This is a genomic window from Arthrobacter sp. H35-D1, from assembly GCF_030063185.1.
Lineage (GTDB): Bacteria > Actinomycetota > Actinomycetes > Actinomycetales > Micrococcaceae > Specibacter.
The window spans coordinates 1-887 of record NZ_JASISP010000074.1 but is presented as its reverse complement, the minus strand read 5'-3'; the positions used below and the strand labels follow the sequence as shown (position 1 = coordinate 887).

At 65.4% G+C, this 887-nt stretch carries 2 pseudogenes; both read left to right on the top strand.

Features of this window, described 5'->3' with window-relative positions:
- Positions 1–405, top strand: a pseudogene (locus QMG25_RS20340) (ISKra4-like element ISDesp4 family transposase); the annotation flags it as partial.
- Positions 402–887 (top strand): annotated as a pseudogene (locus QMG25_RS20335) (hypothetical protein); the annotation flags it as partial. The pseudogenes QMG25_RS20340 and QMG25_RS20335, both read left to right, overlap by 4 nt.

Below are 887 nucleotides of genomic sequence, written 5' to 3'. Positions count from 1 at the left end.
ATCAGGGGCCTGGCCGGGATCAGTCTGGGCACCAAACGCGTCGAGCGTGCCGCCGAAGCTGCCGGCGCCGCAGCCGTTTTGAAGGCTGACACCGCGGCGGTCCTGGCAGGGCGGGTCGTGCCCCTGCCGCCACCAGGCCCGGCGCCGGAAATCCTGTTCATCGCCGTGGATGGGACCGGGGTGCCGATGACGCTGGCCGAAACGGAAGGCCGGGCCGGGAAGGGCCCCGATGGGCGGGCCCGGACCCATGAGGCAAAACCAGGGTCCCTGTTCACCCATACCGGGCTCGATGAGCAAGGACGTCCGGTCCGGGACCCGGACTCAACCAGCCACCTGGCCACTTTGGAGCCGGTGGAGAAGGTCTTGCGACCTCGTCGCCGCCGAAGCAAAGCGCCGCAGTTGTGAGCACATCCGTCAACTCGTCTTCCTCGCCCGACGGGGCCCACTGGATTTTGAACACGGCCACCGCCCGCCTGCCCGAAGCAACTCAAATCGTTGATCTCTTCCACGCCCGTGAACACCTCCACGAACTCGCGGACCTGCTCGCGTTCATCATCACCGATGACCCCAACGACTGGTACCAGGCCCGGCGAACCGAGCCAGACAACGGCGACATCGACGCGATCGTCAAAGCCGCCAACGAGTTCCCACTGGTGGGTATCAGAGCGCCTCAACGCCGTAAGGCACTGGCCTACTTCACCAACAACAAACACCGCATGCAATACGCGTACTTCCGCAGCCTGGGCATGTTCGCCGACTCCGGCACGGTTGAAGCCGGCGCTAAAGCAGTCATCGGCCAACGCCTCAAACTCTCCGGAAAGCGCTGGCCCGACCCCGGCACGACCAGCATCATCACCCTCCGCTGCCAACACGCAAGCACACACCAC